Origin of the sequence: Pseudomonas fulva, from assembly GCF_023517795.1 — a bacterium.
GTDB lineage: Bacteria > Pseudomonadota > Gammaproteobacteria > Pseudomonadales > Pseudomonadaceae > Aquipseudomonas > Aquipseudomonas fulva_D.
In genome coordinates this window covers 2,267,290-2,291,232 of record NZ_CP082928.1, presented here as the reverse complement: position 1 = coordinate 2,291,232, position 23,943 = coordinate 2,267,290, and the positions used below count along the sequence as shown (strand labels likewise).

26 protein-coding genes are annotated in these 23,943 nt (G+C 64.7%); 12 read left to right on the top strand and 14 right to left on the bottom strand.

The annotated features are described in order from the left end of the window. The first annotated feature begins 44 nt into the window (after positions 1-44). The 5 genes from cobG to K8U54_RS10225 all read left to right on the top strand — a co-directional run bounded on the left by cobG (position 45) and on the right by K8U54_RS10225 (position 5,146). On the top strand, positions 45-1,400 hold the full coding sequence (cobG, locus tag K8U54_RS10245) for a precorrin-3B synthase (RefSeq protein ID WP_249910022.1): 1,356 nt from the start codon (positions 45-47) through the stop codon (positions 1,398-1,400). Next, positions 1,397-2,029 carry a precorrin-8X methylmutase gene (locus K8U54_RS10240; protein WP_249910021.1) on the top strand — a complete coding sequence of 211 codons (633 nt, stop codon included), beginning with the start codon at positions 1,397-1,399 and terminating at the stop codon, positions 2,027-2,029. Before cobG ends, K8U54_RS10240 begins: the two co-directional genes overlap by 4 nt. Before the next feature lie 23 nt (positions 2,030-2,052). After that, entirely contained in the window at positions 2,053-2,805 is a 753-nt protein-coding gene (locus K8U54_RS10235; protein WP_249910428.1) for a precorrin-2 C(20)-methyltransferase, read from the top strand. 37 nt (positions 2,806-2,842) lie between these two features. Further along, entirely contained in the window at positions 2,843-4,501 is a 1,659-nt protein-coding gene (gene cobJ / locus K8U54_RS10230) for a precorrin-3B C(17)-methyltransferase (RefSeq protein WP_249910020.1), read from the top strand. Positions 4,502-4,624: 123 nt separating this feature from the next. After that, positions 4,625-5,146, top strand: coding sequence for a hypothetical protein (locus tag K8U54_RS10225; RefSeq protein WP_249910019.1), 522 nt, complete (start codon positions 4,625-4,627; stop codon positions 5,144-5,146). Here K8U54_RS10225 and K8U54_RS10220 read toward each other — a convergent pair. The 3 genes from K8U54_RS10220 to hemF all read right to left on the bottom strand — a co-directional run bounded on the left by K8U54_RS10220 (position 5,139) and on the right by hemF (position 8,077). After that, positions 5,139-6,143, bottom strand: a complete 1,005-nt coding sequence (locus tag K8U54_RS10220; protein ID WP_249910018.1) for an Ldh family oxidoreductase — start codon at positions 6,141-6,143, stop codon at positions 5,139-5,141. The two genes, K8U54_RS10225 and K8U54_RS10220, sit on opposite strands and share 8 nt — an antisense overlap. A 130-nt stretch (positions 6,144-6,273) precedes the next feature. After that, positions 6,274-7,098, bottom strand: coding sequence for a shikimate dehydrogenase (gene aroE, locus K8U54_RS10215; protein WP_249910017.1), 825 nt, complete (start codon positions 7,096-7,098; stop codon positions 6,274-6,276). A gap of 58 nt (positions 7,099-7,156) precedes the next feature. After that, positions 7,157-8,077: an oxygen-dependent coproporphyrinogen oxidase gene (gene hemF, locus K8U54_RS10210; RefSeq protein ID WP_249910016.1), complete on the bottom strand. Its 921-nt coding sequence runs from the start codon at positions 8,075-8,077 to the stop codon at positions 7,157-7,159. A gap of 172 nt (positions 8,078-8,249) precedes the next feature. Here hemF and K8U54_RS10205 point away from each other — a divergent pair, with 172 nt between their 5' ends. After that, the gene (locus K8U54_RS10205) at positions 8,250-9,227 is read left to right on the top strand and encodes an NADPH:quinone reductase (RefSeq protein WP_249910015.1); all 978 of its coding nucleotides are present in this window, start codon (positions 8,250-8,252) and stop codon (positions 9,225-9,227) included. Positions 9,228-9,471: 244 nt separating this feature from the next. Here the strand turns inward: K8U54_RS10205 and K8U54_RS10200 are convergent, their stop codons facing one another. The 3 genes from K8U54_RS10200 to K8U54_RS10190 all read right to left on the bottom strand — a co-directional run bounded on the left by K8U54_RS10200 (position 9,472) and on the right by K8U54_RS10190 (position 12,274). Continuing rightward, positions 9,472-10,029 carry an L-threonylcarbamoyladenylate synthase gene (locus K8U54_RS10200; protein WP_249910014.1) on the bottom strand — a complete coding sequence of 186 codons (558 nt, stop codon included), beginning with the start codon at positions 10,027-10,029 and terminating at the stop codon, positions 9,472-9,474. A 35-nt stretch (positions 10,030-10,064) separates the two neighbouring features. Further along, positions 10,065-11,165: a DNA-processing protein DprA gene (gene dprA, locus K8U54_RS10195; protein WP_249910013.1), complete on the bottom strand. Its 1,101-nt coding sequence runs from the start codon at positions 11,163-11,165 to the stop codon at positions 10,065-10,067. Positions 11,166-11,233: 68 nt separating this feature from the next. Then, on the bottom strand, positions 11,234-12,274 hold the full coding sequence (locus K8U54_RS10190; RefSeq protein WP_249910012.1) for a LysM peptidoglycan-binding domain-containing protein: 1,041 nt from the start codon (positions 12,272-12,274) through the stop codon (positions 11,234-11,236). A gap of 153 nt (positions 12,275-12,427) precedes the next feature. On the opposite strand from K8U54_RS10190, the gene def reads away from it, so the two are divergent. The 5 genes from def (at position 12,428) to K8U54_RS10165 (ending at position 16,987) form a co-directional block, all read left to right on the top strand. Continuing rightward, complete coding sequence (def, locus tag K8U54_RS10185; RefSeq protein ID WP_027904102.1) at positions 12,428-12,934, top strand: peptide deformylase; 507 nt, start codon at positions 12,428-12,430, stop codon at positions 12,932-12,934. Between the two features lie 78 nt (positions 12,935-13,012). Continuing rightward, positions 13,013-13,954: a methionyl-tRNA formyltransferase gene (fmt, locus tag K8U54_RS10180; RefSeq protein WP_249910011.1), complete on the top strand. Its 942-nt coding sequence runs from the start codon at positions 13,013-13,015 to the stop codon at positions 13,952-13,954. Next, the gene (gene rsmB, locus K8U54_RS10175; protein ID WP_249910010.1) at positions 13,951-15,267 is read left to right on the top strand and encodes a 16S rRNA (cytosine(967)-C(5))-methyltransferase RsmB; all 1,317 of its coding nucleotides are present in this window, start codon (positions 13,951-13,953) and stop codon (positions 15,265-15,267) included. The genes fmt and rsmB overlap by 4 nt, the downstream gene beginning before the upstream one ends. Further along, positions 15,264-16,637, top strand: coding sequence for a Trk system potassium transporter TrkA (gene trkA / locus K8U54_RS10170; protein WP_249910009.1), 1,374 nt, complete (start codon positions 15,264-15,266; stop codon positions 16,635-16,637). The genes rsmB and trkA overlap by 4 nt, the downstream gene beginning before the upstream one ends. An 11-nt stretch (positions 16,638-16,648) precedes the next feature. After that, positions 16,649-16,987, top strand: coding sequence for a tetratricopeptide repeat protein (locus K8U54_RS10165; RefSeq protein ID WP_249910008.1), 339 nt, complete (start codon positions 16,649-16,651; stop codon positions 16,985-16,987). A 65-nt stretch (positions 16,988-17,052) separates the two neighbouring features. On the opposite strand, the gene K8U54_RS10160 is transcribed toward K8U54_RS10165, so the two are convergent. The 8 genes from K8U54_RS10160 to K8U54_RS10125 all read right to left on the bottom strand — a co-directional run bounded on the left by K8U54_RS10160 (position 17,053) and on the right by K8U54_RS10125 (position 22,440). Then, positions 17,053-17,766 carry an Imm52 family immunity protein gene (locus K8U54_RS10160; protein ID WP_249910007.1) on the bottom strand — a complete coding sequence of 238 codons (714 nt, stop codon included), beginning with the start codon at positions 17,764-17,766 and terminating at the stop codon, positions 17,053-17,055. A gap of 21 nt (positions 17,767-17,787) precedes the next feature. Beyond that, a complete protein-coding gene (locus K8U54_RS10155; RefSeq protein WP_283939408.1) occupies positions 17,788-18,270 on the bottom strand; it encodes a Tox-REase-5 domain-containing protein in 483 nt (160 codons plus the stop codon). Positions 18,271-18,375: 105 nt separating this feature from the next. Beyond that, complete coding sequence (locus K8U54_RS10150; RefSeq protein WP_249910006.1) at positions 18,376-19,092, bottom strand: Imm52 family immunity protein; 717 nt, start codon at positions 19,090-19,092, stop codon at positions 18,376-18,378. A gap of 14 nt (positions 19,093-19,106) precedes the next feature. Beyond that, positions 19,107-19,937 (bottom strand): Tox-REase-5 domain-containing protein, encoded by an 831-nt coding sequence (locus K8U54_RS10145; protein WP_249910005.1) that lies wholly within the window; start codon positions 19,935-19,937, stop codon positions 19,107-19,109. Continuing rightward, a complete protein-coding gene (locus K8U54_RS10140) occupies positions 19,934-20,317 on the bottom strand; it encodes a hypothetical protein (RefSeq protein ID WP_249910004.1) in 384 nt (127 codons plus the stop codon). The genes K8U54_RS10145 and K8U54_RS10140 overlap by 4 nt, the downstream gene beginning before the upstream one ends. Next, on the bottom strand, positions 20,310-20,855 hold the full coding sequence (locus K8U54_RS10135; protein WP_249910003.1) for a DUF4123 domain-containing protein: 546 nt from the start codon (positions 20,853-20,855) through the stop codon (positions 20,310-20,312). The genes K8U54_RS10140 and K8U54_RS10135 overlap by 8 nt, the downstream gene beginning before the upstream one ends. Beyond that, positions 20,852-21,253, bottom strand: a complete 402-nt coding sequence (locus K8U54_RS10130; RefSeq protein ID WP_249910002.1) for a PAAR domain-containing protein — start codon at positions 21,251-21,253, stop codon at positions 20,852-20,854. The genes K8U54_RS10135 and K8U54_RS10130 overlap by 4 nt, the downstream gene beginning before the upstream one ends. Before the next feature lie 287 nt (positions 21,254-21,540). Beyond that, positions 21,541-22,440, bottom strand: coding sequence for a LysR family transcriptional regulator (locus K8U54_RS10125; RefSeq protein ID WP_249910001.1), 900 nt, complete (start codon positions 22,438-22,440; stop codon positions 21,541-21,543). A 174-nt stretch (positions 22,441-22,614) separates the two neighbouring features. Between K8U54_RS10125 and K8U54_RS10120 the strand changes: the two genes are divergently transcribed. Beyond that, a complete protein-coding gene (locus tag K8U54_RS10120) occupies positions 22,615-23,904 on the top strand; it encodes an MFS transporter (protein ID WP_249910000.1) in 1,290 nt (429 codons plus the stop codon). Positions 23,905-23,943 lie beyond the last annotated feature (39 nt).

The following is a 23,943-nucleotide window of genomic DNA, read 5'->3' as shown; positions in this document are numbered from 1 at the left end:
CTATCCTCGAACGGATGCCCATGTGACCCGACTCCGGTGATCCGTTGAAACAGGCTTTTCGCATTCCAACCCCTGCTGTTCGCCCCTCGGCCTGTCCGGGGTTGCTGCGTATCGTGCAGGCGAAGGATGGCGGTATCTGCCGCATCAAGCTGCCCGGTGGGCGCCTCGAAGCCGAGCAGGCCGAGCGCATTGCCAGGGCCGCGCAGCAACATGCTGGCGGGGTGATCGAAGCCACCAACCGCGGCAATCTGCAGATTCGCGGGATTTGCGCGGGCAATGAAGATGCACTGATCGGCGAGCTGCTGGATGCAGGCCTCGGCCCCAGCACGCCCGGCGCCGATGACGTGCGCAACCTGATGGTCAGCCCGGCCGCCGGCGTCGATCCGCTGGCGCCTGTGGATATCTCGCCGCTGGCCGCCGAGCTGCTGGCCACCCTGGAAAACACGCCGCGCCTGCATGCCCTGTCGCCGAAGTTCGCTCTGCTGCTCGACGGCGGCGAACGCCTGGCGATGCTCGAACACCCCCACGATATCTGGCTCAGCGCCCTGCCCCTCGATGACGGCATCGGCTATGCCTTCGGCCTGGCCGGTTGCCCGCCGGTCACGGCAGAAGATGCACCCGCACTGGCGGTGGTGCCCCAAGCCCTGGCTCATAAGCTGGTGATCGCCCTGCTCGACCTGTTTCTGGAGCTGGCTGCGCCCGAGCAGACACGCATGCGCCATTTGCTGGAAATCCATTCGCCTGCCGAGCTGCTGCAGCGTCTGCAGGCTCGGCTGGGAGACGCACTGCTGCCGGCAGGCGACTGGCGCCGCAACCCGGCGCAAGCCAATGCCCATCTCGGTATCCACAAGCAGCGCCAGCCGGGGCTCGTGCATATCGGCGCCGCCACCGTGCTCGGTCGGCTGGAGGCCGAGCAACTGCTCGGCCTGGCGGATCTCGCCCGCCGTCATGGCGATGGCGCCCTGCGCCTGACGCCCTGGCAGAGCGTGCTGCTGCCCAATGTTGCCGAGGCGGCTGCCGATGGGGTTATCCACAGCCTGCATGGGCTGGGCCTGCTGGCCGATGCCAGCACGCCGTTGGCCCGCATCATCGCCTGCACCGGCGCCAGCGGTTGCGCCAAGGGCCTGGCCGACACCAAGGCCGATGCCCTGCGCCTGGCCGAACTGCTCCCTGCTGGCAACGAGCAGCCGGGCATTCACCTCACCGGCTGCAGCCGCTCCTGCGCCGCCGCCCATCGCGCGCCCTTCACCTTGCTGGCGGTGGCCGAGGGTCGTTACGACCTGTTCGCCCGCCAGCCCCCCGGCAGCGGCTTCGGCCACTTGCTGGGCCACCACCTGACACCTGACGAGGCCGCCGAATTGCTGGCCTCGCTCACCGCTACCCGGAGTTTCACCCGATGACCGATTACATCCGCGATGGTCAGGAGATCTATCGCAATTCCTTCGCCATCATCCGCGCCGAGGCCGACCTGAGCGGCATTCCGGCTGACCTGGAGAAGCTCGCGGTGCGGGTCATCCACGCCTGCGGCATGGTCGATGTGGTGCAGGATCTGCGCTTCTCACCGGGTGCCGGCGCGGCCGGGCGTGAAGCGCTGGCCAGGGGCGCGGCGATTCTCTGCGACGCACGCATGGTCGCCGAAGGCGTGACCCGTGCACGGCTGCAGGCCGCCAACCCGGTGATCTGTACCCTCAACGATGCCGGCGTACCGGAGCTGGCCAAGCAGCTCGGCAACACCCGCTCGGCGGTGGCCCTGGAACACTGGCGCGAGCACCTGCAAGGCTCGGTGGTGGTGATCGGCAATGCGCCGACGGCGCTGTTCTACCTGCTCGACATGCTCGCCGCAGGTGCGCCCAAGCCGGCGCTGATCCTCGGCTTCCCGGTCGGTTTCGTCGGCGCCGCCGAATCCAAGGACCTGCTCGCCGCCACCTACGCCGAGCATGCCGTGCCCTACGTGATCGTCCAGGGCCGCCGCGGCGGCAGTGCCATGGCCGCGGCAGCGATCAACGCCCTGGCCACGGAGGTCGAGTGATGACCGGTATGGACCGCCCCGGCATGGGCCGCCCCGGCAAAGGTCGCCTGCTCGGCCTGGGCGTAGGCCCGGGCGACCCGGAGCTGATCACCCTCAAGGCCCTGCGCTTGCTGAAAGCGGCGCCCGTGGTCGGCTATTTCGTGGCCAAGGCCAAGGCCAACGTCGGCCAGGGCGGCAATGCCTTCGGCATCATCGAGGCCCATCTGGATGAAGCCCAGCAGCGCCTGCCGCTGGTCTACCCGGTGACCACCGAGAAGCTCGAGCCGCCGCTGACCTACGAAGGCGTGATCAGCGACTTCTACGACACCTGCGCGGTGCAGATCGCCGAGCACCTGGACGCCGGCCGCGACGTGGCGGTGATCTGCGAGGGCGACCCGTTCTTCTACGGCTCCTACATGTACCTGCACGACCGCCTGGCCGAGCGCTACGAGGCCGAGGTGATTCCCGGCGTCTGCTCGATGCTCGGCAGCGCCGCGGTGCTCGGCGTGCCACTGGTGTACCGCAACCAGAGCCTGTCGGTGCTCTCCGGCGTGCTGCCCGAGGACGAGCTGCGCGAGCGCCTGCAGGGCGCCGAAGCTGCCGTGGTGATGAAGCTCGGCCGCAACTTCGAGAAGGTGCGCCGCGTGCTGCAGGACCTCGGCCTGCACGACCGCGCCCATTACGTGGAGCGCGCGACCATGGCCAACCAGCGCATCGTGCCGCTCGACGAAGTCGAGCCGATGGCCTCGCCGTATTTTTCGATGATCGTGGTGCCGGGCGAACAGTGGCGTGGCTGAGCCGCGCCCTCTCCTGCACGTTGAATCTGGAATCGCCATGACTGTTTCCCCTGCCATCGTCATTCTCGGCCCCTCCGCGCTGGCCACCGCCCGGCGCATCCAGGCGCTTTATCCACAGGCAGTGATCCACGGCCTGAGTGGACGGGTCGAAGCCGATCAGGCCTATGACGACTTCGGCGACACCCTGCGCAGCCTGTACCGCAGCAACGCGCCGATCATCGCCCTGTGCGCCGCCGGCATCGTCATCCGCAGCCTGGCGCCGCTGCTCGCCAGCAAGGGCGCCGAGCCGCCGGTGCTGGCGGTGGCCGAGGACGGCAGCGCGGTGGTGCCGCTGCTCGGCGGCCTCGCTGGGGTCAACCGCATGGCCCGGGAGATGGCCACTGCGCTGCAGGTCAGCGCGGCGATCACCACCAGCGGCGAACTGCGCTTCGGCACCTGCCTGCTCGACCCGCCGAGCGGCTACGTGCTGGCCGATATCGAACAGGGCAAACGCTTCGTCTCCGACCTGCTCGGCGGTGAGCGCCTGGGCATCGAGGGTGACGCACCCTGGCTGGATCGGAGCAAGCTGCCGATGGCCGAGAATGCCGGGCGCACCCTGCATATCACCCCCTTGCAACGCCCAGCGCGGCCGGACGAACTGCTGATTCATCCACGTACGCTGCTGGCCCTGGTCGACAGCGCGGACGATCTCGCCGCGCGAATCGGCCAGGCGTTCGAACAGGCCGGCCTGGCGCAGAAATCCCTCGCTGCCCTGCTCGCGCCGCCAACGCTGATGACCGACAAGCACCTGGCCCAGGTCGCCAGCGATCTTGCCGTGCCGCTCCGTTTTATCGGCGCTGAGGATGCTCTGCCGCCGCAACTGCAGCGCAGCGAAAACCTGCAACTGCTGCAGGCCGCGTCGCCTGAAGCCGCCCGAGCCATCGGCCGTCCACGGGGGCGGCTGAGCGTGATCGGCCTGGGCCCCGGCGCGGCCGAACATATGACCCCCGCGGTACGCCGCGCCCTGGATGAAGCCGAAGACCTGCTCGGCTACGAAACCTACGTGAAGATGGCCGAGCCGCTACGCCCGGAACAGGTTCGCCATAGCAGCGACAACCGCGAGGAGCTGCAACGCGCCCGCCACGCCTTCGAGCTGGCCGCCGGCGGTCGCCGCGTGGTGGTGATCTCCTCCGGCGACCCCGGCGTGTTCGCCATGGCGGCGGCGGTGCTGGAAGCCCTGCAAGAGGCCGAGGCGCCCGCCGACTGGCATGCCGTCGAGCTGCAGATTCTGCCCGGCGTCTCCGCGGCCCTGGCCACTGCCGCCAAGGCCGGCGCGCCGCTGGGCCATGACTTCTGCCTGATCTCCCTGTCGGACAACCTCAAGCCCTGGTCGGTGATCGAAAACCGCCTCGACCACGCGGGTGCCGCCGATCTGGCCATGGCCTTCTACAACCCGATTTCCAAGGCCCGCCCCTGGCAGCTTGGCCGCGCCCTGGAAATCGTCCGCATGCATCGCACGCCCGATACCGTGGTGGTGCTCGGCCGCGATATCGGCCGCCCGGCCGAGGCGCTGCGGGTACTCAGCCTCGGCGAGCTGACGGCGGAGATGGTCGACATGCGCACCCTGGTGATCATCGGCTCCAGCCAGACCCGGCGCTTCCCCCGTGGCGACGACGGCGAGTGGGTGTATACGCCGCGCAGTTATCCACAGCCGTAAAGAACGTGGCTCAGGGCTTTACACCGCCTTTACATCGAGCTGACGGCACCTTGCACAGGCATCCCGATAATCGACGCTGCCCCGCCATCCGGACGGGGTCATCGTCTTCTCTGGAGCCCCATGATGAACGCAAGCCTTCCCCGTTCCGCCATCGCCGCGCTGTTGCTCGCAACGCTTTCCCTGAATGCGCTGGCGGGGCCCGGCGGGCCAGGTGGCGGCCCTGGGGGGCCTGGTGGCTATCCCGGGCACGGGGGTCCCGGGCCGGGCTGGGGCGGGCCGGGACCACGGCACGGCCATGGCCTGCCGGACCATGCCCGTGAACTGTGGATCGGCAGCGCGCTGTACTTCGTGGTGGCCGGCACCTACTACATGTGGAACGCCGACCGCCGGCAGTACGTGGTGGTCGAGGCGCCGCCGCTAGCCGTGGCGGCCCCTGCGGCCAACTACAACGTGATCGCCTATCCGGCCCGCGGCCAGAACGCCGACCTGCAGGCCCGCGACCGCTACGAATGCCACAGCTGGGCGGTCAGCCAGAGCGGTTTCGATCCGGCTACTGCAGTCAGTGCGCCGGCCGCCAGCGCCACCGACACCTACCGCCGCGCCCTAGGCGCCTGCCTCAGCGGGCGCGGCTACAGCATCAACTGAGCAGCGCCTTAAGGTCGTCGTAGAGCGCCTGGGGAATCTGCACGCCGTCGGCCAGGCTGCGTTCCCGGGCATCGTAGCGACGCTGGGAGGGCAGCCGCGCGCCCTGCCCTTCGATGCCGTCGAACAGCGCCTCGGCCCGGGCCAGGTGCTGGTCGGTCGCGGCGCCGAGAAAGCGCTGCGGGTCCAGGGCGATGATCAGCTCGCCGTGATACGGCGAGGACTTGCTGCCGGCGTCGTAGGCCAGCGACTCGGCGCTGGTCAGGTCGCCGATCAGCGGCCCGGCGATCAACTCCACCATGGCCGCCAGCGCCGAACCCTTGTGGCCGCCAAAGGTCAGCATGGCGCCGTTCATCACCGCCTCGGCACTGGTGCTCGGCTGGCCGTCGGCATCGATACCCCAGCCTTCGGGAATGGCCTTGCCGGCACGGCGGTGCAGCTCGATATCGCCGCGGGCGATGGCGCTGGTGGCGAAGTCGAAGATGAACGGCTGCTTGCCGGCACGCGGCCAGCCGAAGGCGATGGGGTTGGTGCCGAAGATCGGTTTGCTGCCGCCAGCCGGCGCCACCCATGCGTGGCTGGGATTGCAGGCCAGGGCGACGAGGCCGAGCTCGGTGAGCTGCTCGATTTCCACCCACAGGGCGGAGAAATGCACACAGCGGTTGATCGCCAGGGCGGCGATGCCATTGCCTTTGGCCTTCTCGGCCAGCACCGGCAACCCGGCCTGGAAGGCCAGTTGCGAGAAACCGCCGCGGGCATCCACACGCACGATGGCCGGCGCCTGGTCGATCACTTCCGGCTCGGCATCGGCGACCACCTTGCCGGCCTTCAGCGAGCTGACGCAGCCCAGCACGCGGTACAGACCATGGGAGGCGCAGCCGTCGCGCTCGCCGGCCACCACGGTGGCGGTCACCGCCTGGGCCTGGGCCTCGCTGAAACCGGCATGGCGCAGGATGGACAGGGACAAGCTGCGGGCTTCGTCCAGGGTCAGTCGAATCATCGTGGGCTCCTGTGGCGATGATAAGGTCGGTGGCATCTACCGACCTTACACACTGGCGCTGCCAGCGCCCACTGGCTTGATCGCTTTGCCCCACGGCGCTGACGAATTCGGCACAGCCCTGGGGCCAGGATCAGCCGGCCGCCAGCTGCCGACGCAACTCGGCGAGCACCGGGGCGCTGTCCGGGCGCACGCCGCGCCACAGGTGGAAGGCCTCCACGGCCTGCTCGACCAGCATGCCGAGGCCATCGAGGGTACGTGCAGCGCCCTGCTCCGCGGCCCAGCGATTGAACGCCGTGGGGCCGGCGCCGTACATCATGTCGTAGCAGCAGGTGTGGCCGGGCTGGATCAGGCTGGCGGAGATCGGCGGCAGCTCGCCGGCCAGACTGGCCGAGGTGCCATTGACGATCAGGTCCACCGGCGCGTCGATCCAGTCGAAGCCGCTGGCCACCACCGGGCCGAGGTCGGCGAACTGGCGGGCCAGCTGCTCGGCCTTGTCGACCGTGCGGTTGGCGATCACCAGGCTCTGCGGCTGCTCGGCCAGGAAGGGCTCGAGAATACCACGTACCGCGCCACCGGCGCCGAGCAGCAGGATGCGTTTGCCACGCAGCGCGATGCCGGCATTCACGGTCAGATCGCGCACCAGGCCGGCGCCATCGGTGTTGTCACCAAGCAGGCTGCCGTCGTCGAGTTTCTTCAGGGTATTCACCGCACCGGCGCGGCGGGCGCGCTCGGTCAGGCTGTCGGCCAGGGTGAAGGCCTGTTCCTTGAACGGCACGGTGACGTTGCCGCCACGGCCCTGGGCGAAGAAAGCGCGGGCATAGCCCTCGAAATCCTCCAGCGGCGCCAGCAGCGCCTCGTAGCTGAGCTGCTGACCGGTCTGCTCGGCGAACAGCCGGTGGATCAGCGGCGACTTGCTGTGGCCGATGGGGTTGCCGAATACACCGTAGCGATCCATGAACATTTCCGCGCGTAGAAGCCAAAGGCGGCAAGACTGAAGCTTTTGCCGCCGCGCTTCAAGCCTGCTGCAGGCCGAGCCAGTCGCGGTCGGTAAGGTAGTACTCGGTCAGGCGCGCTTCCTCACTGCCCGGCGCCGGCTTCCAGTCGTAGCCCCAGCGCACCTGGGGCGGCAGCGACATGAGAATCGACTCGGTACGTCCGCCCGACTGCAGGCCAAACAACGTGCCGCGGTCGAACACCAGGTTGAATTCCACGTAGCGGCCGCGGCGGTACTCCTGGAACTCACGCTGCGCCGGCGTGTAGGGCGTGGCCTTGCGGCGCTGCACGATGGGCAGGTAGGCGTCGATGTAGGCATCGCCGATGGCGCGGATGAAGGCGAAGCAGGTGTCGAATCCCCATTCGTTGAGGTCGTCGAAGAACAGGCCACCAATGCCGCGCGGCTCACCGCGATGCTTGAGGTGGAAGTAGCGATCGCACCAGGCCTTGTAGCGCGGGTAGACGTCCGCCCCGAACGGCGCGCAGGCCTGCTCGGCGACACGGTGCCAGTGCACGCAGTCCTCTTCGTTGCCGTAGTAAGGCGTCAGGTCGAAGCCGCCACCGAACCACCAGACCGGCTCCTCGCCCTCCTTCTCAGCGCTGAAGAAGCGCACGTTGGCGTGGGAGGTCGGCACATGCGGGTTATGCGGGTGAATGACCAGCGACACGCCAAGGGCCTGGAAGCCGCGCCCGGCCAACTCGGGACGATGGGCACTGGCCGACGGCGGCAGGTTCTCGCCAAACACGTGGGAGAAGTTGACGCCGCCCTTCTCGATCACCGCACCATCACCGATCACCCGCGTGCGTCCGCCGCCACCACCGGGACGCTGCCAGGCGTCTTCGGCGAAGCTGGCCTGGCCATCCTCGCGTTGCAGCGCGGCGCAGATACGGTCTTGCAGGTCGAGCAGGTAGGCCTTCACGGCCTCGGTCTGGTCACTCACGGGCTTACCCTGGTTGCGGCGAAATCGGCGGCTAGCATAGCACCGGGCATCCAGGCTCCGCAGTTGACGCGGGTCAACCGGAGGTGCGACGTTCAGCCGCTCACGGAAAACGCATCCAACGCCCCGGTGGATTCGGGGTCAATTGCATTCATCCCCATGCAGGAGCAAGACGATGGCCAAACGCATCCAGTTCAGCCGCCACGGTGGCCCCGAGGTACTCGAATACATCGACTACCAGCCCGCCGCCCCCGGCCCCCACGAGGTGCGTGTGCACAACCAGGCCATCGGCCTCAACTTCATCGACACCTACTTCCGCAGCGGCCTATACGCCCCGCCCTCGCTACCGTCGAGCCTGGGCACCGAAGGCGCCGGTTTCGTCGACGCCATCGGTTCGGAAGTCAAGGGTCTGCAGGTCGGTGACCGCGTCGCCTATGCCACCGGCCCCCTGGGCGGCTACAGCGAGCTGCACGTGCTGCCGGCGGAGAAGCTGGTCAAGCTGCCCGATGCCATCAGCTTCGAGCAGGCCGCCGCGGTGATGCTCAAGGGCCTGACCGTGCAGTACCTGCTGCGCCAGACCGCCGAGCTGAAAAGCGGCGACATCATCCTGTTCCATGCCGCTGCCGGCGGCGTCGGTTCCTTCGCCTGCCAGTGGGCCAAGGCCCTGGGCGTCAAGCTGATCGGTACGGTGAGTTCGGCGAAAAAGGCCGAGCGCGCCCTGCAGCAGGGTGCCTGGGCAACCATCGACTACAGCCACGAGAACGTCGCCCAGCGCGTGCTGGAACTGACCGACGGCAAGAAGTGCCCGGTGGTCTATGACGGCGTCGGCAAGGACACCTGGGAAACCTCGCTCGACTGCGTAGCGCCGCGCGGCCTGCTGGTCAGCTTCGGCAACGCCTCGGGCGCGGTCACCGGCGTCAACCTCGGTATCCTGGCGCAAAAGGGCTCGCTGTACGTCACCCGCCCAACCCTGGCCAGCTATGCCAACACGGCGGAAAACCTGCAGAAGATGGCCGACGAACTGTTCGGCATGATCGCCAAAGGCAAGCTCAGTGCGGAAATCGCCGGGCGTTATCCGCTGAGCGAAGCCGCCACCGCCCAGACGATGCTCAGCGAGCGCAAGACCACGGGCTCGACGATTCTGTTGCCGTAAGCTTTTACCGATGATGCCCACGCTCTGCGTGGGAACGATCAACACTCTGATCGGCTGCCTTCGTTTTGGAGGTCTGTCTCTATGGCCGGAAAGTGGCGGGAGCGGCCATTTGCAGTGGTGGGCTAAAGCCCACCCTACAGATCGTGCCAGCCTCGTAGGGTGGGCCGGGCGGCGATCCGCTTCAGCCCACCAATATGAGCAGGTTTGAAATCGCAGCACGACCGACCGCTTTTGCCTTCAAGCGTCAGGCAGGCCGGCGCACGTCGCCGGTCACCAGATCCCTAATCACGCTCGGATTGCGCCGTCCGCCCAGGGCGCCACCCAGCACCGCATCCAATTGCCTCGGGAAATACTGCTCGACCCGCAACCGCGAGCGCGCCGCCGGTCGACCGGCAGGGTTGGCCGAGGTCGACACCAGCGGGCCGGTCAGCGCACAGAGTTCACGCACCCGTGGGTGGTCGCTGACCCGCAGGGCCACGGTATCGTGCTGGCCGGTGATCCACTGCGGCAGGCGATCCTGATGCGGCACCAGCCAGGTATTCGGGCCTGGCCAGGTGCTGGCCAGGCGGTCCTGCCAGACCTCGGGCAGGTCGTCGAGCAGAAAGTCGAACTGGCGAATGGTATCGGCCACCAGGATCAGCCCCTTGTGCACGGGCCGTTCCTTCAGGGCCAATAGCCGATCCACGGCCATCTCGTCCCAGGGGTCGCACCCCAGCCCCCAGACCGCCTCGGTCGGGTAGGCGATCACACCACCGGCACGCACCACGCGCGCTGCCTGCTGAACCTGCCAACTGGTGACCATGCATACCTCCGCCGAAAAACACTGGGCGCAGTGTATTACGGCTTGCGGCCCACCCAAAGCCCGGCTTCGCAGGCGACCCGCCCATCGAGTTCCAGCTCGGTCAGCGCCGCCAGCACCTCCGGCAACGGCCAGCCGGCGGCATGGGCCAGGGCTTCGCTGCTATGGGGGGCGGCATACAACAAGGCCAGCAAGGGGTGCGCGACAGTAGGCGACTCGACGTCGGCCTGTTCCGCCGCCGGTACCTGCTGCCAACCGCGCAGCGCTTCGAGAATATGCTCGATGCTTTCCACCAGCGTTGCGCCATCGCGGATCAGCTGGTGGCAGCCCTTGGCGCCCGGATGGTGGATGGAGCCAGGGATCGCGTACACCTCACGGCCTTGCTCGGCGGCCAGACGCGCGGTGATCAGCGAGCCGCTGGACGGGCTGGCCTCGACCACCAGCACGCCCAGCGACAGGCCGGAAATGATGCGGTTGCGGCGGGGGAAGTTGGCCGCCTGGGGCGGGCTGTCCAGCGGCAGCTCGGACACCAGCGCCCCGCCGCGCTCGACAATATCCCGGGCCAGGCGCGTGTGGCGCGCCGGGTACAGGCACTGCAGGCCGGTGCCGAGTACGGCCACGGTGTGCCCGCCGCCATCCAGGGCGCCCTGATGGGCGGCGCCGTCGATGCCCAGGGCCAGCCCGCTGGTGACCACGAAACCGCCACGCGCCAGGCTGCGGGCGAAGCTGTGCGCGGTATCCAGGCCCGGCCTGGAGGCGCGTCGACTGCCGACCATGGCCAGCTGCGGGCGCTCCAGCAGCGTAGGGTCGCCGGCCACGAACAGCAGCGGCGGCGCATCGCAGAGTTCTGCCAGCAAGGCGGGATACCCCGGCTCGTCCCACATCACCAACTGCTGACCAGGCACTTGCAGCCATTCGAGGGCCAGGCGCGCCCGCTCACGAATCTCGGGGCTACGGCGTGCCTCGCTACAGGCCAGCGGCAAACCGAGCGAACGCCAGGCGCTGGCGGGCGCACTCAAGGCAGCCGAAGCGCTGTCGAAGGCGCTGAGCAATTTCCGGAAACGCCTGGGCCCCAGTTCCGGCAGGCAATGCAGGCGCAGGCGGGCTTCGAGTTCGGCGGGGGAATGGCAGGTCGACATGGCGGATCATCCTTGATCGTGGGCCTTATCGAATAGCACAAGCCCCGCATCGGCGGGGCTTGCAGGTGTTACGGATTGCGTACCTTGTCCATCACCGCCAGCTGCCGGGAGGCATTGAGGATCATGCCGTAGCTGAGCTTCTCGTAGGTGCGGAACACCATCAGCAGGCCGGCGCGCTCGTCCGGGATCTTCACCGACTCGCCGGTAACCCGGTCGCGTACGGTTTCGCCGGTCTTGTAGACCGCCAGCACGTTGCCGATCTCCAGGCCGTCACGGGCGCCCTTGTTGAGGGTGACCACGTCGAACTGACCGATCTGGCTGACGCCACGGGGCACGTCGAGGATCAGGCCCTTGATCTCGCTCTTCGGCTCGCTGGGCATGAAGGTCGAATTGATCGCGCGCTCCTCGGTGGGGAACAGGCGGTCGCCGTTGCGCACTTCCTGGGTGGTGCGGGTCAGGTTGAGGGTACCGACGCCCTCTTCCTCGGCGATGATTTCGCCACCGCCGATGTCATCGGCGTTGATACCGAGAAATTCCTTGGTCACCGGATCGGTGTAGGTCTTGCCCTGGCGGAAGATGCCGTACACCGGTGCGGCCGGGTCGAAGCTGCCGCGGGCGTACACACGGTCGCCAGCGCCACTGACCACGCGCTCGGCGTTGCCGGCGACGATATAGGGCGCACCCTGGAACTGCTCGGGGGAATCGACGATGCGGTTCTTCAGCAGGAAGCTGTTGATCGCCTCCAGCGGAATGGTCGGGATGGCCTCGGCCATCGGCGTGCTGCGCACCTTCGGCGACAGCTTGATGGTGCCGCGCGAATCACCGCGGCCCAGCATCAGCCGGGGCTTACCATCGATATAGACCAGGCTCAGCACATCGCCGGGATAGATCAGATGAGGGTTTTGGACCTGGGGATTGGCGTGCCAGATTTCCGGCCACTTCCAGGGCTGACGCAGGAACTTGCCAGAGATATCCCAGAGGGTGTCGCCCTGCACGACCGTGTAGCGGTCGGGGTGGCCTTCCTTGAGCTGCACCTCGGCCAGGGCCATCCCGGTCTGCGCCAGGCTGCTCGCGCCGACCAGCAGCAGGGCGAGTAGTGATTTCCTCATGCGGTGAATCCCTTTATGATGTGCCTTCGCGTGAAGCGCCCTAGCGCTGCGACAGAGCCCAGTAAATCCGCGGCTTGACGCCGTTTTTTGAATGCTTGCGTCATCTTAGCAGCGGATTTTGAATTTATTCCACAAGTGCATCACAAACGTATTATGGCGATTTTAAACATTCTCGAATTTCCCGATCCGCGCCTGCGCACCATCGCCAAGCCGGTGGACGTGGTCGATGACGCCCTGCGTCAACTGATCGACGACATGTTCGAAACCATGTACGACGCCCCCGGGATCGGCCTCGCCGCCACCCAGGTGAATGTGCACAAGCGCGTTGTGGTGATGGACCTGTCCGAAGACAAGAGCGAGCCGCTGGTCTTCATCAACCCCACCTTCGAGTCGCTGACCGAGGAGATGGACCAGTACCAGGAAGGCTGCCTGTCGGTGCCCGGCTTCTACGAAAACGTGGATCGCCCGCAGAAGGTGAAGATCAACGCTCTGGATCGCGACGGCAAGCCGTTCGAGATGATCGCCGAGGGCCTGCTTGCCGTGTGCATCCAGCACGAGTGCGATCACCTCAACGGCAAGCTGTTCGTCGACTACCTGTCCACGCTCAAGCGCGACCGCATCAAGAAGAAGCTGGAAAAGCAGCACCGCCAACAGGCCTGATCGGCCCACAGCAAAGGCTTGCCGCGGCAAGCCTTTTGTTTTTCAGCGCTCTCAATCTGCCCGTTACAGCGAGACCCCATGACCGAAGCTCTGCGTATCGTATTCGCCGGCACCCCGGAATTCGCCGCCGCCCACCTCAAGGCCCTGCTCGACACGCCGCACCAGATCGTCGCGGTGTACACCCAGCCGGATCGCCCGGCGGGCCGTGGCCAGAAGCTGATGCCCAGCCCGGTCAAGCAGCTCGCCATGGAGCACGCTATCCCGGTGCTGCAGCCGCCAAGCCTCAAGGACGCGGCCGCCCAGGCCGAGCTGGAGGCTTTGAAACCGGACCTGCTGGTGGTGGTCGCCTATGGGCTGATCCTGCCCCAGGCGGTGCTGGATATCCCGCGCTTCGGCTGCATCAACAGCCACGCCTCGCTGCTGCCGCGCTGGCGCGGTGCGGCGCCGATCCAGCGCGCCGTGCAGGCCGGTGATGCCGAGAGCGGCGTCACCGTGATGCAGATGGAAGCCGGGCTGGACACCGGGCCGATGCTGCTCAAGGTGCGTACACCGATCACCGCCGAAGATACCGGCGGCAGCCTGCACGACCGCCTGGCCGAGCTGGGCCCGCCGGCGGTGATCGAGGCCATCGCGGGTCTGGCAGGCGGCACCCTGATGGGCGAAGTGCAGGACGACGCCCAGGCCAACTACGCCCACAAGCTGAACAAGGATGAGGCGCGCATCGACTGGAGCCGCCCGGCCGACGAGCTGGAACGGCTGATCCGCGCGTTCAATCCCTGGCCGATCTGCCACAGCACCCTGAACGAGGCGCCACTCAAGGTACTGGCCGCTCGTATCGGCGAAGGCCAGGGCCAGCCCGGCGAGATTCTCGCCGCCAGCAAGGACGGCCTGACCGTCGCCAGTGGCACTGGCGCCCTGTTGCTCACCCGCCTGCAACTGCCCGGCGGCAAGGCGCTGAACTTCAGTGACCTGTACAACAGCCGCCGCGAGCAGTTCGCCGTCGGCACGGTGCTGGCATGAACCCCAGGCTGGCAGCGGCCCGTGCCCTGGCCGCGGTGCTCGAAGGCAAGGCGTCGCTGGGCACCAGCCTGCCGCCGCTGCTCGACCGGGTCGAAGCCCGCGACCGTGGCCTCGCCCAGGACCTGGCTTTCGGCGCCGCCCGCTGGCAACCACGCCTGGCGCTGATCGCCGACAAGCTGCTGCGCAAACCCTTCAAGGATGGCGACCGCGACCTCGAAGCGCTGCTGCTGGTCGGTCTCTACCAGCTGTTCTACACCCGTATCCCGGCCCACGCGGCGATCGGCGAAACCGTCGGCTGCGTCGACAAGCTGAAGAAGACCTCGGCCAAGGGCCTGCTCAACGCCGTGCTGCGCAATGCCCAGCGCGACAGCGAGAGTCTGCTTGCCGAACTGGATCGCGACCCGGTGCTGCACACCGCCCACCCGCGCTGGCTGCAGAAGCAGCTCAAGGCCTTCTGGCCCGAGCACTGGCAGGCCATCTGCGCCGCCAACAACGCCCACCCGCCGCTGATCCTGCGGGTCAACCGTCGCCATGGCAGCCGTGATGACTACCTGGCGCGGCTGCGCCAGGTCGGTTTCGACGCCGAGCCCTGCACCTTCAGCCGCGACGGCATCCGCCTCTTGCAAGCCTGCGACGTCACCCTGCTGCCGGGCTTCGCCGAGGGCCACGTCAGCGTGCAGGACGAGGCCGCGCAACTGGCCGCCGACCTGCTGCAACTGGCCCCCGGCCAACGGGTGCTGGACGCCTGCGCAGCACCCGGCGGCAAGACCTGCCACCTGCTCGAAGCCGAACCGGGTTTGCGCGAAGTGGTCGCCGTGGACCTGGAGGCCAAGCGCATGGCGCGGGTGCGCGAGAATCTCGATCGTCTGGGCCTCGACGCCACACTGATCGCCGCCGATGGCCGCGATACCGCTGCCTGGTGGGACGGCAAGCCGTTCCAGCGCATCCTCCTCGATGCACCCTGCTCGGCCACCGGCGTAATCCGCCGCCACCCGGACATCAAGCTGACCCGCAAGGCCGATGACATTCCGGCGCTGGCCACCCTGCAAGGTGAGCTGCTCGACGCCATGTGGTCGGCCCTCGAAGTCGGCGGCATCCTGCTCTACGCCACCTGCTCGGCCCTGCCGCCGGAAAATACCGAGGTCATCGGCGCGTTTCTCGAACGCACGCCGGGCGCCCGCGAGCTGGATATCGCCGGCCCGTTCGGCCTCAAGCAGCCCCATGGTCGGCAACTGCTCGCCCAGCAGGACGGCCATGATGGTTTCTACTATGCCAAGCTGATCAAGATCGCAGCCGCTGGAGCAACCCGATGAAGATCATCATCCTCGGCGCCGGCCAGGTCGGCGGCACCCTGGCCGAGCACCTGGCCAGCGAGGCCAACGACATCACCGTGGTGGACACCGACGGAGATCGCCTGCGCGCCCTCGGCGATCGCCTGGACATCCGCACCGTGCAGGGCAAGGGCTCGTTCCCCACCGTGCTGCGCCAGGCCGGCGCCGACGATGCCGACATGCTGGTGGCGGTGACCAACAGCGACGAAGTCAACATGATCGCCTGCCAGGTCGCCTACACCCTGTTCCATACGCCGACGCGCATCGCCCGGGTGCGCGAAGCGGCCTACCTGACCCGCGAGGCGCTGTTCGACAACGAGGCCATCCCGGTCGACGTGCTGATCAGCCCCGAGCAGGTGGTGACCAACTACATCAAGCGCCTGATCGAATACCCGGGCGCCCTGCAGGTGATCGACTTCGCCGATGGCAAGGCCCAGCTGGTGGCGGTCAAGGCCTACTACGGCGGCCCGCTGGTCGGCCAGCAGCTCAAGCAGATCCGCCAGCACATGCCCAAGGTCGACACCCGGGTGGCGGCGATCTTCCGCCGTGACCGGGCGATCATGCCCCAGGGCGATACGGTGATCGAAGCCGACGACGAGGTGTTCTTCATCGCCGCCAAGGCCGATATCCGTGCGGTGATGAGCGAGATGCGCCGGGTCGAGAACGAGTACAAGCGGGTAGTGATCGCCGGCGGCGGGCATATCGGCGAGCGCCTGGCCGAGGCCATCGAGAGCCGCTACCAGGTGAAGATCATCGAGATGAACCCGGCGCGCTGCCGCTACCTCTCGGAGAACCTGGAAAGCGCCATCGTGCTGCAGGGCAGCTCGTCGGACCGCGACCTGCTGGTGGAAGAGAACATCAAGGACGCCGACATCTTCCTGGCCCTGACCAACGACGACGAGGCCAACATCATGTCGTCGCTGCTGGCCAAGCGCCTGGGCGCGCGCAAGGTGATGACGCTGATCAACAACCCGGCCTACGTCGACCTGATCCAGGGCGGCGAGATCGACATCGCCATCAGCCCGCAGCTGGCCACCATCGGCAGCCTGCTGACCCACGTGCGCCGCGGCGATATCGAGAGCGTGCACTCGCTGCGCCGTGGCGCTGCCGAAGCCATCGAAGCCATCGCCCACGGCGACGCGCGTTCGAGCAAGGTGGTCGGCAAGGCGATCAAGGACATCTCGCTGCCGCCGGGCACCACCATCGGCGCGATCATCCGCGACGAGGAGGTGCTGATCGCCCACGACGTGACGGTGATCGAGTCCGGCGACCACGTGATCCTGTTCCTGATGGACAAGAAGCATATCCGCGACGTGGAACGGCTGTTCCAGGTCGGCCTGACCTTCTTCTAGGGGAGCCTTTCATGAGCACCGACGCACTGGAAAAGATGCTCGCCAAGGGTGTGGATAACGCGCTGCTGCGCTTCGGCCTGGGCAAGGGTTACCTGGATGCCAGCGATGCCACCAGGGCTGCCGAACACCTGCAGCGCTGCGTCGAGCACGACCCGCAGTATTCGGCGGCGTGGAAGCTGCTCGGCAAGGCCCAACAAACCGCCGGCAACCCGGATGCCGCCCGCAGCGCCTGGCAGAGCGGTCTGCAGGCCGCGCAGGCCAAGGGCGACAAGCAGGCGGAAAAGGAAATGACCGTGTTTCTGCGCAAGCTGGATAAGCGAAGCCAAACGCCGCCAGAATCTTTGGTGTAAGCGAATCGCCAAGAGCTACGGACAGCTGGCCTTTCGCTCCGCTATTGACCTCAGATCAGACGGCCTCAACCGGAAAACATGGGCAGATAACCCAGCTCCATCAGCTTGATATCAATATTGCCGACTCGCTGAACATGCTCCAAATTATCCTGATCCATTACCTGCGGACAGCTCACCACGATGGTGCCTCGCCCTGGCACATCGATCAATTCATCGGCATCCGGGAAATCGGACGCTTTCAGCGCCTGTGGGCAGAAACCGATCCAGCCGATGGTCTGACGATCCTTGAAAGTCTTGTTACGCAGATAATGGTCTCGGGGCGCCAATACGGCCCAGTCGATTTCCGGCCATAGACTAAGCGCTAGTTGAATGATTTTTACAGAAGCGCGTCGTACATCGGGTATGAACGAGATGATTGCGCCACCGTCTTCGAAACGCATACAGGCCATAGAGTCCAAATCATGGGCACTGTAACTGAAGGCAAGCCCCCCCTTTAGCGGGTCATCCTGCCCATTCCATAGGGAAAACCTGAGCCATCTTGGAAAATCCGCATCAAAATTACGTTGAGCCTCATCGTGCAAATGCTGTGGGTTGTTGATTACCTGCCTACTGAGCGCATCATTTTTGGAACTTCCTTGAAGAAACCAATCTCCCAGGATGGGATGAATTTCGGCTAGGCCAAGCAAAAATTTATAAGTTCTTTCCAATTGTACTTGGCGAGATATGGCCGCAATCCTAGGTTTATCAAAACGCAACATAAATGAAAATTTAATAAACAAAGCAGTCTCCGTCATTTAAATTTAAGCAATATATCCGGGATTATTACGAATGTACTCATCCCAAAGCTGCTTCTCTTCCTCTTGATGCTTGATATATTTATCATATTCATCACTTCCTGGCATGGGATTCCAGAACGCTCTTAAATTGTTAAGGCCTTTTTCTAAATATTGCTCTGAACAATACTCATAGACAATTTTCTGGAGAAAGTGCCACTCAATACAAACTGGGGGTGTGGGTCGAGCTTTTAATGAGTGCTTTTCTGCAGGAATAATTAATTCACTATCAACATTAGCCCAAGGCCGTGGCAGCCCAATGATTGGTATAAACATAAACGCATAGTTCGCCTTGGCTTCCAGCAGGGTGCAGCGAGGCTCGTCGAAGCCGTCCCACCAGGTGCCATTCCAGAACCATTCGTAGGGAACGGGGAAGTTGGTCACCCACTGCTGATAGCGGGCGGAAAGATCCGACATGCTATGGCCTTTGCCATTGTTGGCGACAGCCATCTCCCCTTGCTCGGGTGGGCATTCAACGCAGTCAACGGCCCGTCTGCCTCTCAGTCGCAGCCGTTTCACGTCGGTACGTGGCGGGGCATGCGGTTTTCTGGCATCTCAACCGGGAAATATGGGCAGATAACCTAGCTCCATCAGCTTGATATCAATATTGCCGACTCGCTGAACATGCTCCAAATTATCCTGATCCATTACCTGCGGACAGCTCACCACGATGGTGCCTCGCCCTGGCACATCGATCAGTTCATCGGCGTCCGGGAAATCGGACGCTTTCAGCGCGCGTGGGCAGAAACCGATCCAGCCGATGGTCTGCCGATCCTGAAAAACACGGCGGTACAGGTAGTAATCGTCAGGAACGACCAATCCCCAGTCGATTTCCGGCCAGATATCTACCGCCGCGTTGAGAATTCCAATGAAAATCCGGCGAGGATCAGACTCCACCATGACAAGAGCCCCAGCATCCTCAATCTCGATACTAGACATCAGCGGTTTGTCATGGGCGTAGTAGGTTATCGACAATCCTCCTTTGGTGATATCCGGCTGGCCATTCCAAAGTACATATTCGGTCTGCTGCCTATCGTTTTCCTCCCAATGTTCAACAGCATTCCGCAAAAACTGCGTATTCTCCATTACGTTGAAGCGCAGCCCATCCTCTGCTGAATCGCCACACCGATACCAGTTCTTCAGTAAAGGACTCAGCTGACCAATACGCTTGAAAAATTCGAGCGAGCGGGCCAACTGGATCTCACGAGGCACCGTTACGATCCTAGACTTTTCGAAACGCAACATTAGATAAAAGTTTTTGAAGTCCTTCACAGAATCACCTCAGTTCAAGCACGCATATCTGGATTATCTCTGTAGTACTCATCCCACTGCCGTTTTTCTTCTTTTTTAATATCTTCGTAATCTTCATGTTCTTCTGTACCAGGCATCGGGTTCCAAAAAGATTTAAGATTGCTCATACCCATTCTCTCGTACTGACCTGAGCAATATTCGAATACAATTTTTTGTAGAAAATGCCATTCCACATAGACAGGTGGTGTAGGAACAGCCTTATAACTATGAATTTCCGCTTTCTTTATCAAATCGGTTCGTATCTTTTCTCGAGCCCAAATATGAGGTCGACGGACAATCGGTATAAACATAAACGCATAATTCGCCTTGGCTTCCAGCAGGGTGCAGCGAGGCTCGTCGAAGCCGTCCCACCAGGTGCCATTCCAGAACCATTCGTAGGGAAAGGGGAAATTGGTCACCCACTGCTGATAACGGGCGGAAAGGTCGGACATGCTATGGCCTTTGCCGTTGTTGGCGATAGCCATCTCTCCTTGTTCGGGCGGGCATTCCACGCAGTCCCGGCCGCTATCCGCCTCGCAGTCGCGCTCGGCCTCCCGCGTACGTTCGCCGGTGATCGGCGGCGCATCGGTGCGTGACGGCGCATGTGGCTCGACCTGTGGCGCAGGTATCGGCTGCGGCCTGGGCGCGGGCTGTGCGGTTGGCCTGGGCAGCGTGCCTGGAGCCGGTGCTGGCATGGGGGCGGGCCGAGGCGGCGGCATGGGAAAGCGTGGGGCTGCAGGAGGCATCGGCATGTCGAAGGGCGTACGCGGGCCCATCCGTGGGGTGAGTCGCAAGGCCATGGGGCCCGTGGATAGAATGCCGCTCATTTTGCACTCCTTGCGCGTTCGTGCTCACGCCATTGCTGCATCAGTACCTTGAATTCCACGACGCTCTGGTAATCCCGGAAGCGTTGCTCCGGTGTATCGGCCACCGGGCGATTCATGAATTCGATGAAAGCGGCCTGTTTGTGGAAGTCGGTGAACGTCAGGCCATGGCGCAGGAAACGCTCGACCATGGCAGGTTCGTGGATACCGAAAGCCCAGGCTTCTTCACGCATCTCATGCAATAGCCGGATTGTCGGCCGTAGGCCCGTACGCTCGAGCCAGGCCGGGTTCTCCTGGCGCAGTTCGAGTATCAAGCGCTCGATCATTTCGTCCTGGCGGATTTGCTCAAGCTGCAGCAACTGGTCGCCTGTCAGGTCAAACATCGCCCGCCTCCACATCCTGCCCCTCATAGCTGAGGTAGCCGCTCTGCAAGGGCTGCCAGATCTGCCACTGGCTGACGTGGCGCATCAGTTGCTGGCGTTGACCGGGTGTCACGACCTGCTCCAGGGCGCGCCTGACCTGGGGGTTGTAGTAGCGGAACAGGGAACGCCGGCCATCGGGCATCTGGGTGAACAGCAGGCACCGGTGGTGTTCGGCCATGACCGTGAAGGGGTGCCCGCTCCACAACCAGGAGACCAGGGGCGATTGCTTGTCGCGGGCGATCAGCCAATCCAGAAACCCATTGGCCGAAGCGTGCATGCTCGAGAACTCGACCAGGGCAGGCCCGGCATGGCTGATCTCGTCCAGTTCGCTGCCTGCCAGTAGCCATTGGAATTGGATACTCCCGGCGGCATCTGCAAGGCGCTTGTCCAAGGTCAGGTAGCGGGCACCGTCCACCAGGGCATAGAGCCTGTTCGCATTATTCAGCGAATCCAGGGGCAGGCGTCGGCACAGTGATGCTACAGCACCAGCGTTCGTCATCGGCGCGCTCCAAGGCTTTCCAGTGGCACGAAAGTCTGGTTGCGCTGCGCCGCCAGCAACAGGCACTGCAAACACAGTTTCGGCGCCCTGGCGGCCTGGATCGCAGGGGCGGGCGAGCCACTGGTATTGCCGATCAGCACGGTGCCCGAGCCACCGACGATCACATTGCCGTGGCTACCCAATGTCCCGACCACGCAGGCAGGCAATCCGTTGATCAGTACATTAGGTATGACATGAGTACTTAGAGTCCCGCCGCAGACAGTGGCATCGCCTTGACGGGCGGCAGGAAAGCCGTCGAAAAAGACGTCGGGTGAGCCCTCGGCAATCGGATTATTACCATGGCCAGGCAATGGGCAGGCGGTGGGATCGCCCAGGCGGGCAGCAGGTTTACCAGACATTCCAATCTCCCTATCGGTCGGCAAGGTCTCAAAACTATGCTGCGCAGAAGCAGATAGGCGCAATAGAAAAGATCTTTTTATGTGACAAAAACGTCGAAAAGCTCTGATTGCGCAAGAAATTGCACAATCAGGAACAGACATCGTGACAGCCGTAAATGAATGTTTGCCTCAAGGCGTTTTGCTACGAAATTGGCAGCCCCAGATCAGAAATATGCGCCAGCCTCGTAGCTCGTTGGGCACGGAGATACGGAATCTTTTGTCAGCTGTACTGGAAAGTGCGTGTGCCTTTACTTGAGCGCCTGCACCTCGCGGGTCAGCAGGTCGATAAAGGCCTGGGCCAGGGGCGAGCGTTCCTGGCGGCGTTTGACCAGCCACACCGCGGTGGTGGCGTCGGCATCGGTCAGGGTACGGAACACCACGCCATCGATGCGAATGCGCCGAAACGATGCCGGCAGCACCGAAACCCCAAGCCCGGCGGCCACCAGGCCGATGATGGTCAGTGCCTCGTGGGCCTCCTGGGTGATGCGCGGGGTGAAGCCGGCCTGACGGGCCAGGCTGAACAGTTGGCCGTACAGGCCGGTGCCGTAGCTGCGCGGAAAGAACACGAATGGCTGGTCCGCCAACTCGGCCAGCGCCAGCCCGCCGTCCTGTTCACCGGCCAGCGGATGCCCGGCATGCAGCAGCGCCACCAGGGGCTCGCTGAGCAGTTCCACGGCATCCAGCTCGGCGGGCAGGTCCAGCGGGCGGATCATGCCGATCTGCAGCTTCTTGTCCATCAGCGCCTGGCAGACCTGGCTGCTGGTCATTTCCTGCAGATCCAGGTGCACGGCCGGAAACGCCTGGCGAAAGGCGAACACCGCCCGGGGAATGATCGACACGAACGGCGCCGAGGCGGTGAAGCCGATCTGCAGCTCGCCGATCTCGCCCTGCTCGGCGCGGCGCACCACGTCCACTGACTTGCTGACCTGGGCCAGGGTCTGCCGCGTCTCCTCGAGAAACAGCCGCCCGGCATCGGTGAGCGCTACGTGGCGGTTGCTGCGCTCGAACAGACGCACCCCCAGCTCCTGCTCCAGCGCCTGGATCTGCTGGCTCAGCGGCGGCTGGGAAATGCCCAGCAGGTCGGCGGCGCGACCGAAGTGCAGCTCTTCGGCAACGGCCACGAAATAACGTAAATGGCGCAACTCCACCGCTCACTCCCAATAGGTCGAATAACGTATCGATCAGGTCGAATATTATATTGGAAAGAACTTGCACGCCTATTTATCCTGACTTCATTCCCAATAACAACAACCACCCATGCCGACATTCGTCAGTGCATGCGGCGGCGCTTCGCCTGGGAATCGAGTGTTCAAGAGGTCGTAATGAGTCAGCCCGTTCCACACGCACCGCACGAGTGTTTCAGCCCCGCAAACGAGGAACCTGCCCCCCGCAGCGCCCCACTGGAGCCCGTTTATATCCAGAAGGGCACCCGCGCCTTTCTGCGCACCATTCTCGCCATGTGCAGCGGCGGTTTCGCCACCTTCGCACTGCTCTATTGCGTGCAGCCGATGATGCCGATGCTGGCGCAGCAGTTCGCGCTCAGCGCCGCACAGAGCAGCCTGATCCTTTCCGTGTCCACCATCACCCTGGCCGTGGGCCTGTTGATAACCGGACCGTTGTCCGATGCGCTCGGCCGCAAACCGGTGATGGTGGTGTCGCTGCTCGCCGCCGCCCTGTTCACCGTGGGCAGCGCGCTGATGCCGACCTGGGAAGGCGTGCTGGTGATGCGCGCGCTGGTCGGCCTGGCACTGAGCGGCCTGGCCGCCGTGGCCATGAGCTACCTGAGCGAGGAAATCGACCCGCTGCACCTGGGCCTGGCCATGGGCGTATACATCGGCGGCAACGCCATCGGCGGCATGAGCGGGCGCCTGCTCAGCGGCGTACTGGTGGACTTCATGTCCTGGCACGCGGTGCTCGGTACCCTCGGTGGCCTCGGCCTGCTGGCCGGCACGGCGTTCTGGCGCCTGCTGCCCGAGTCGCGCAACTTCCGCCCCCGCTCGCTGCGCCCGCGCAGCTTGCTGCAGGGCTACACCCTGCAGTTCCGCGATGCTGGCCTGCCATGGCTGTTCTTGCAGGGTTTCCTGCTGATGGGCGCCTTCGTGACGCTGTTCAACTACATCGGCTACCGACTGATCGAAGCCCCCTTCAAGCTCGACCAGACCAGTATCGGCCTGCTGTCGATCGTCTACCTGTCGGGTATCTACAGCTCCGCGCAGGTCGGCGCCCTGGCCGACAAGCTGGGCCGTCGCAAGGTGCTCTGGGCGGTGATCGGCCTGATGCTCGCCGGCCTGGTGCTGACCCTGTTCGACGTGCTGCCGGTGATCCTGGTCGGCATGCTGCTGTTCACCTTCGGCTTCTTCGGTGCCCACTCGGTGTCGAGCAGCTGGATCGGCCGTCGCGCCACCCAGGCCAAGGGCCAGGCATCGTCGCTGTACCTGTTCTGCTACTACCTGGGCTCCAGCGTCGCCGGCACCCTGGGCGGGGTGTTCTGGCAGGCCGGTGGCTGGGACGGCCTGGGCCTGTTCATCGGCTCGCTGCTGCTGATCTCCCTGGCCGTGGCCCTGCACCTGTCGCGCCTGCAGGCGTTGCCAATGGCTGTCGCATCGCGCTGAGCCAGCCAGTCACGCCATGAAAAACGCCGGATGTCCGTG